8 protein-coding genes and 1 pseudogene are annotated in these 8,245 nt (G+C 36.7%); 2 read left to right on the top strand and 7 right to left on the bottom strand.

All coding sequences use genetic code 11. The annotated features are described in order from the left end of the window. Both BWI44_RS14625 and BWI44_RS14620 read left to right on the top strand, forming a co-directional pair. Positions 1 to 402: conjugal transfer protein TraO (locus tag BWI44_RS14625; protein WP_286814752.1), on the top strand; the 402-nt coding region annotated here is incomplete at its 5' end. Positions 403 to 423: 21 nt separating this feature from the next. Continuing rightward, positions 424 to 843 (top strand): DUF3872 domain-containing protein, encoded by a 420-nt coding sequence (locus BWI44_RS14620; RefSeq protein ID WP_117904940.1) that lies wholly within the window; start codon positions 424 to 426, stop codon positions 841 to 843. A 139-nt stretch (positions 844 to 982) separates the two neighbouring features. Here BWI44_RS14620 and BWI44_RS14615 read toward each other — a convergent pair whose 3' ends face one another. From BWI44_RS14615 to BWI44_RS14585, 7 genes and pseudogenes are all read right to left on the bottom strand, one after another. Next, positions 983 to 3,862, bottom strand: coding sequence for an NACHT domain-containing protein (locus BWI44_RS14615; protein WP_057318694.1), 2,880 nt, complete (start codon positions 3,860 to 3,862; stop codon positions 983 to 985). Between the two features lie 369 nt (positions 3,863 to 4,231). Continuing rightward, positions 4,232 to 4,315: pseudogene (locus tag BWI44_RS14610) on the bottom strand (DUF3873 family protein); the annotation flags it as partial. A gap of 24 nt (positions 4,316 to 4,339) precedes the next feature. Continuing rightward, positions 4,340 to 4,552, bottom strand: coding sequence for a hypothetical protein (locus BWI44_RS14605; protein ID WP_057318695.1), 213 nt, complete (start codon positions 4,550 to 4,552; stop codon positions 4,340 to 4,342). Positions 4,553 to 4,595: 43 nt separating this feature from the next. After that, positions 4,596 to 5,129 (bottom strand): antirestriction protein ArdA, encoded by a 534-nt coding sequence (locus tag BWI44_RS14600; protein ID WP_044546538.1) that lies wholly within the window; start codon positions 5,127 to 5,129, stop codon positions 4,596 to 4,598. 298 nt (positions 5,130 to 5,427) lie between these two features. Beyond that, positions 5,428 to 5,880 (bottom strand): JAB domain-containing protein, encoded by a 453-nt coding sequence (locus BWI44_RS14595; RefSeq protein WP_057318696.1) that lies wholly within the window; start codon positions 5,878 to 5,880, stop codon positions 5,428 to 5,430. Between the two features lie 257 nt (positions 5,881 to 6,137). Then, positions 6,138 to 6,644, bottom strand: a complete 507-nt coding sequence (locus BWI44_RS14590; RefSeq protein ID WP_044546114.1) for an ORF6N domain-containing protein — start codon at positions 6,642 to 6,644, stop codon at positions 6,138 to 6,140. Positions 6,645 to 6,719: 75 nt separating this feature from the next. Beyond that, positions 6,720 to 7,958: a site-specific integrase gene (locus tag BWI44_RS14585; protein WP_286814751.1), complete on the bottom strand. Its 1,239-nt coding sequence runs from the start codon at positions 7,956 to 7,958 to the stop codon at positions 6,720 to 6,722. Positions 7,959 to 8,245 lie beyond the last annotated feature (287 nt).

Below are 8,245 nucleotides of genomic sequence, written 5' to 3'. Positions count from 1 at the left end.
ACCTATACCAAAAACGGGAACAGGTGGATTATCGGCGGGGAATACCTCGAAAAGCATTACCCCTATAAGGATTTACAGATACCCGTAAGCCAGTTTACAGGTGAGAGTGGTTACTACCTGAACTTTCTTTCAGACCGGAAGAAAACCTTTTTCCTTTCGCTGGGTTTGTCTGCCCTTGCCGGGTACGAAACAAGTAATTGGGGTGACAAGCTGCTACCTGATGGTTCGACCCTGACCGATAAGGACGGTTTTGTCTATGGCGGTGCGCTGACGCTGGAACTGGAGAGTTATATTACTGACCGGGTGGTATTCCTGATTAACGCACGGGAAAGATGCCTGTTCGGTTCTTCCGTTGGCAAGTTCCATACACAGTTCGGGGTCGGACTAAAGATAATCATGTGATAAACTAACCTATTATATACAATGTATATGAGAAATGTAATTTATAAGATGCTGATAGGGTGCTACATGGTGGCTGCCCTGTTGTTAGTGAGTGCCTGTAATGACAATGTGGATATACAGCAGTCTTACCCGTTCACTGTCGAAACGATGCCTGTACCGAAGAAATTAAAGGTAGGTGAAACGGCGGAAATACGCTGCCAGCTTCACCGGGATGGGCGGTTTGAGGAAACAAAGTATTTCATCCGCTATTTTCAGCCGGACAGGGCGGGAACGCTGAAAATGTCCGATGGAACGGTTTTACTGCCGAATGACCTGTACCCGCTTCCGGGTGAAACATTCCGGCTTTACTATACCTCTGCATCGACCGACCAGCAGACGGTAGATGTGTATTTTCAGGATAGCTTCGGACAGGTGCAACAACTTACGTTTTCATTTATTTAATAATGATAGTAGTAAGAGAAAATAGCATGTTTGGTGTTATTAAAATTATTTCAGACTAAAATAAACATCAAAATAAAAAGAGCTATTTCTACTATTCTATTAATTAATAGTAGAAATAGCTCTTTATATACTCTAATTGCTATTCCAATGTATATTCAGGTTCTATCCCTGTTATTTTATCTATAGCATTAAACAAATCTATGAAATAAATAAAGTGCTCTTTATTTTGAAGCCCTCTTACTAATTTAGAGAGCGCTTTTTTCTTTGATTCTTTTATTTTATATACTTCGGGGATATCTGTAGATTCTACGATGTCATTTTCAACCAAAAATGTTTTGCCAAAATAATGTTCAATTTCAAAGAAATTAAATGATTGGTCTTTCTTTAAATATATGTCCATCTCGCCGGGTACAGGGAGTAAAAGCGCATATGCTTCGCAGCTAATATGCTTTCGTACAGTATCATTTATATATTTTTCAAAAACAGAAGGTTTAAGTCCTCTAAATTCTTGCAAACCTTTAGCATCATGGTCAAAAATACCAATTATAACTCCATTTTTATCTATTAAAGATTTACAATTCATAATTACCTTACTAACCTCAATGGCTCCACCTGATTCATTTCCCGCTGGTTTTATACTCCAATAGGGGGATTGTCCCGTCAATACATAAAAAGCATGTTCTATAATTTCAGCGTCAGATTTCCCCTCAACAATTAATTGAACTTTTTTATCTAAAGATATGGTATCCAATTTAGTAAACCTAACTCTACTAGCCGGCAATTTTACTAATTCTCTAACAGGGGATGATATCTTAGGGAAATAATTATCTCTAATTTCCTTTTTCAATTTGTTGTATTTCTCATTATTAAACGTGCTAAACGAAAAATCTAGGATTGTATATAGCCCTGGATCTTTCAGTATTTTATCGTTTTCTAAAATTTGTTCTAATGCTTGGGGATAACATATTCGTTTTGAATCCAACACCAGAGCTAAAGTGATTGCTTTTAGCGCATTAATTGCTTTGCCTGTATCTTTATAATCTTGATAATAAAAATCAAACGCCATTTTTAATGGTTCTTTTATTGTTACAGAATTGAATGTTTCGTAAAAATAGAATAGATTCATTATTTGAAGAATTGGTATTGAATAACTTCTGAAAAGAATAACATCGTCTGCCGCTAGTTTGATAAGTATATCTGTGGACTTTGCATTAAGGTCTAATGCTTGTAATATAGCATCTTTTCTCAAAGTATTATCTGTTTGATATAAAGCTTGCAATAAATATCCAGCACCAAGTACCCCAGACATGAAATGTTTTAACGCAGTAGCCTTCTTTAATTTGGCAATTATTTTTTCTAGAAAAACGGGCATATCTTTAGACTTTCCTGCATAAAATACTGCTGCATTTTGTAGCTTAAAATCGAAAAAATTTTCAATCAATAAGTCTTCCTTATCTCTTCGGTGTTTAAATATTTCCAAAGCGCCATAATATTCCATATATGAATCATGGCTGAATTGCACCCATTTATTATCTTTAATAATAAGAACTCCTGTATTATCAATTAAATAATCTAGCACTTCTCTCAATGTACCTTTTTTTATTGGCAATGTTTTTTCTTTAAAATAATTTTCAAAAAAGATAAAAAACTCTTCTTTTGTTAATGGAATATGTTGTTCCTTTTCCAGAAGATGCAATGCGTATAATGACAATATTCTTTCCTTAAATGAAATATCAACAAATTCAATCCGACTAGAAACAGTCAATCTCCCTATAATTAAGGAGTTAAAATTGTCGTAAATATCGGCGATTGTTGCTGGAATCTCTAAATTATTCTCTTCGTATAATATAGATATAAGAGATAGTGTTAAAGGAGTAATAGGAAGTCTTTCGATAATTCTGTTTTCACGTAATGCATCAAGAAGTGATTCCGTTTTAGAATTCTCACCAAGAAAAAAGTTTGATATAAATTTCTTAACTTGTTCATTATTGAAACGTTCAATCGTATAAGAATCAAATATTTTCTCTCCGAGAGATTCCATCTTATCTGAATTTCGAGATGTAATTATATACCTAATTTTATGATTCTGCGATAAATTCTGTAACTCGTTCAATATCATTTTTTGTTCTTCACCTCCAAACTCATCTATACTATCAATTAAGAGAGTTATTTGATAACTTTTAGATAAATCTTCTAAATTGAAATTCGCAAAAAATACAGATAACTTTTTAGTTACTAATTGGTTTATTTGGTATTTTTCTTCTAAAAGCTCTAACGTACTTATACAAACAGGTATGTTTTTTCTTTCAATATTTTCTTGATTTAGTTTGATTAGTTTTTCTCCAACTTTCTTTAAAAGAGTAGATTTTCCTGTCCCAGCATCACCTGATATAACAATGGGTTTCAAGTTTTTAACAACGTCATCTATTAAAATTCTTTTTTTTACGGGCGTTTGAGTCGCTTTCTCTTCGTAAAAATGAGTAATTCTAGGTTCAATATATATATCTAAAATCTTCTGATATTTATCATTAAATATTTTAAGTTTCTTTAGTTCATTATCTTTTGATATATTTTCGTGAAAATATTTTTCGTATTCTAACAACGCTAAATCTTTATGCTTCCAAAAATCATCATAATGCTTATTTATCAAATCTATGAGATTGTCTCTGCCTATAAAATTAAGCTTTATTTGTGGTATTATTTGAGTTAAACTGCGCTCAAATCCATTTGAAATGTTTTTAGGAGAAACTAAATACGTAACATCAGGCTTTATTCTGTTATGATAATCAAGTATTGTTTTTTCAATTTCATCTACATTAACAATACCACTCAATCTTTCTTCTAACAAAATAAACATATATTTTTCAGAACTCAAAGGACTTTCTCTGATAGCAGTAATTGAATTTGCATCCACAATAGTGTCCGTATATCCTAAAAAACTAATCAAGTTTCCCATTAACTCTTTAAAATCTTCAATTGTGATTTCTTCCAGTTTTTCAATTTTATCTTTACTTATCATATTTCGCTATTTATATGTTGTTAAACATAAAAAGAAACAATCTCTTTACTGATATTTTATTTCGTAAAGATAGTGATTTTAATCAATAGAGAATGTTTACATAAAGAAAAATAGTACTTTTTACAGAGTTTCCAGCCATTATAGAATGCTTTCTTTACTAAAGTTCTTATAATAGAGGTAGAGTTCTTCCAATTTTTATAGATGCCTAAATCATTTACGAACTTTCAATTTAGTTTCTACTCATAAATGAAAGTAGTTTAACTGGATTTCTATGTCCTATTATTCTTTGCAGTTTTTAAGCATCTTAGCAAATACCTAAATTGTTTTCTTTGGAACGCGATAAGTCTAATACTATAAACCCTTTTTCATGAATGCGCCTAAACAGCATTTTACATATTTTTCCTCTCCCGGTGTTTGGGTAATGCTTACCCCGTTTTTGTTTAAAGTTTCCATATCGTTATAATTTAAAATGAGTTGTCAGATAATCAAAAGCGAAAGCAGTACAATGAAAATAAAAGCCATACACAACAGGTAAACGGCGGAGATAAACAGCCAGAGAAAGAACCGGACTATATAAAAGCCTATGATTAGGACTATCCATGCTCCGGTGGTGCTGGTGGCTACCTGATAGATAATAAAAGCCAGTATTACCCACCTTAAAACGGTCTTTATGTTATTATATACTTTCATTGTCTTTGTGTGTTGCGGGTGGATTGCTCCACCCGATTAGTAATCAGGCACAACGGAAAACAAAACCGTTATCCATCCAGTAATCAGTCATAAACAAGTCACGGGCAAAAGCCGAATAATCAAAGTAGGTCTTTGCGAACTCCGGCAGTTCGTAACATTCCTCTACGATTTCATAGGCGTAATCTTCCTCGTCTTTATATTCTCCCTGATATTCGTCCTCAAAGGAAGAAACAAGGTCGTCCGCATCTTCTTCGCTTATATCGCTGTTGTGATGGTCGCACCATACGAAAAATGCTTCCTGCTCGGTTTCGCTTAGTTTTTCGATGGCATCCCGTAGCTCAAAGAACTTATCAGAAAGCCAACTTTCGGAAATCAGGGCTTCGGGTATGTTCTCGATGTCCTGAAACATAAATTCCGGGTCTTCTTCGTCCTCGTGGAGTTCCCGACACGCTTCCAAAAACTCGTCCTTGTCCGAATAGTCGGAAAGGTCTAACCACTTGCCGAAAAGTGAACCACTGTTATACTTGTTGTAAGTACCTACATAAACTCTTGCTTCTGATAATGTTACTGCTTCCATGACTTTTGAATTTTAATCGTTTACATCGCTTGTCGCCCACCACGTAAATTTTTCCTTTAACTGAATGGGAACATTGTCTTTTCAAAGGTTCGGGACTGGTACAGGGCAAATTATTATTTATGAAATACTACCCGCAGGTGTGGAGATTTCTAAAAAATAATTTGAACAGTAACAGGCACGGATATACCTTTGACAATGTTCCAATCAGTTTTAGGGAAAATTTTTCTCTTGTTTGAGAGGATAGAAGTAAAAGCCATCGGGCTTTTTGTATTGGGTAATGAGAGAGTAAAAAAAGGGCTTATAAAAGCCCCTCGTCTGTAAAACTGTAATAGCTTTCTTCTGTCAGGATGATATGGTCTAACAGGTGTAAATCCAAGACCTTGCAGGCTTCTTTTATTTTTGAGGTGATTTGTTTGTCCGGTTCGCTCGGACGCAGGTTGCCCGATGGGTGGTTATGTGAGAGGATGATGCCCGAAGCATGGACTTTCAGGGCGGTTTGCAGGATGATTTTCACGTCCATTACAGTTTCAGCCATGCCGCCTTTAGAAATAAGGGAAACGCCTAAAGCCTTGTTTGCCCGATTGAGGAACATTACATGACTTTCTTCGTGGTGTTCCATACATTCCGCATAGAACGGTTTCAGATAAGAGTAGGACGTTTCGGATGAGAGTATTTTCACCCTTTCGGATGCTTTTACATTGTCTTTATAAGAGATAGTGATTTCCGGCATGGTAAATTCTGTTGTTTTCATGACTACTGAATTTTAAATTAAACAATAAGAAATTTTGCCGGACACCCACAGTTTGGCGGGGACTTCAACCATATCTTTTCAAAAAATACGACCCGCAGGTGTGGAGATTTTTTAGAAAACCGGAACGGCTCGGATTTGGTATTTGTCCCCACCGGGCTGTAACTTTGCTAAAATTTGTGATTGAGATACATTACTTTAGGGAACTGAAAAGGGGTATCACTGGTGACACCCCTTAGACAACCGAATACCTTAAACCGTTATTCGTCATAGGTTCTATATCCTATCGGTTTGCGTGGCTTCGGTTCGGGCTTGCTTAGTAACTGGGTCAGTGCTTGATAAACCTCGCTGAATTGTGCATCCGTACTCTGTTCCAGTTCTTCGATGCGTTTAAGAAGTTCCTCGTAACCGATTGACATTTGGCGCATGAGGACGAAAGCACGCATGATGGAAATATTCACGTCTATGGCGGTCTGACTGCGTAAAACACTGGATAGCATCGCTACTCCCTGCTCGGTGAAACAATCGGGAAGTATATAGCTGTGTTTCAGGTTCTCCGGCAACTGGTCACAATTTGTGACCAGTTCGTCCCATTCCTCTTTTGTCATGGTAAAGCGGAAATCACCGGGGAAACGCTTTTCATTACGCTTTACTGCCTGTTTCAAGGCTTTGGTCTGTACTCCGTAAAGTTCCGCCAAATGGAAATCGAGCATGACCCGGCAACCTCTGACCTCAAAGATTTTGTTTTGGATGATTTGTAAGTCCATAATGTTATTATTTAACGGTGAGTAATTGGAAGCATAAAGGGACTTATCACAAATTGTGATAAGTTCTCTATATACCTATTTCATAGATACTTCTTTGTAGATTTTTTCAATGCCGACAAACTTCTTATCAAGCCCCTGCATATCGTTACTGATTTTGTTGTTGGTGATGCGGGCGTATATCTGTGTCGTTTCTATATTGGTGTATCCCAACATCTTGCTGACTGTTTCAATGGGTACACCTTTGGCAAGCGTAGTCGTGGTTGCGAAAGTATGCCTCGCAAGGTGAAATGTCAAGTTCTTTTTAATCCCACATACATCCGCTATTTCTTTCAAATACGCATTAAGTTTCTGATTGCTGATAATGGGAAGTACCTTTCCGTCCGGCAATTTACCTTTGTATTTTTCCAATATCATTTTAGGAATATCCAGCAAGGGAACATTCACGTCTGTATTTGTTTTTTGGCGTTTCGTAATTATCCATAGGTTACCATCAAAAGACTTGCGGATATTATCTTCCTTTAAATTTGCAACATCCACATAAGCCAAACCACTGAAACAGGAAAAGATAAAAACATCACGCACCTGTTCCAACCGTTCGGAAACCATCTTCTTTTTGAGGATTATCTTTATTTCATCCTCTGATAAATAACCTCTATCCACTTTTTCCAAACGTATTTTATAATTGGCGAACGGGTCACCTATCAGGATGCCGTTATTACGGGCTATCAGGATAATGCGCTTGAAGAACTGCATGAACTTGGCAGTCGTATTATAACCGCATTTGCAGGTAGTACGCAAATATAACTCAAAGTCAGTAATGAACATCGGGGTTATTTCCTTTATAGAAATATCCGACAGGTTATATTTGCTTTGGATGAACTCGGCAAGATGGCGGCGGGTCACTTCATATTTGCGATAAGTGGCAATCGTTTTGGATATGCCGACCAACTGTTTCACATCGTCATTGTGCTTTTGGAAAAGGTTAAGGATGGTGTCGTGGTTCTCGCTATGCCCTAAAAATTCATTCTTCACCTTTTCGGCGGTAACATAATTGTCACGCCTTTGCAGTTCGTGATAAATGGTATTAAGGGATGCGTTTATATCATCCAGCAATCGGTTGATACGGGTAGCTTCCGCAGAACGTCCGGCGGCTTTGCCTGCCTTACCGTCCCAAAGTTTGGGTTGAACGTCCAGTTTGGAATTAAAACGGCTTGCCACACCATCAATCGTGATGCGGACAAAAATAGGGTAACCGCCATTGATTTTTTGCTTGTCCTTTTTCACAAAGAAAAGAACGGAAAATGTACTCTTCATAAACTCACTTTTTTAGGTTACAAAACTACGGTAATTAACTCAAAGTGAAGTTTATACAGGCTCGCCAAATAGCGACAGAAGTTCGCCAATTTCGGACTAAGTGTACCCCTTTTGGACTTTCAGTTGTCGGGGGTACGAGTTAGGTTACTAACTTTGTCTTTTAGGGTCTAAATGATGTCCGGTAGGGCAGACATAAGGGGATAAAAAAAGTCCCACAAATCGTTGAATTTGTGGGACTTGGCTGTTCATTGTCCGGTTTTGTCCGGTTAGTTCAGCGGAGAGACAGG

It is taken from the genome of Bacteroides sp. Phil13 (assembly GCF_001940965.1).
GTDB lineage: Bacteria > Bacteroidota > Bacteroidia > Bacteroidales > Bacteroidaceae > Bacteroides > Bacteroides intestinalis.
The sequence above is the reverse complement of the archived record's forward strand: the minus strand, read 5'-3'. Positions and strand labels throughout refer to the sequence as shown.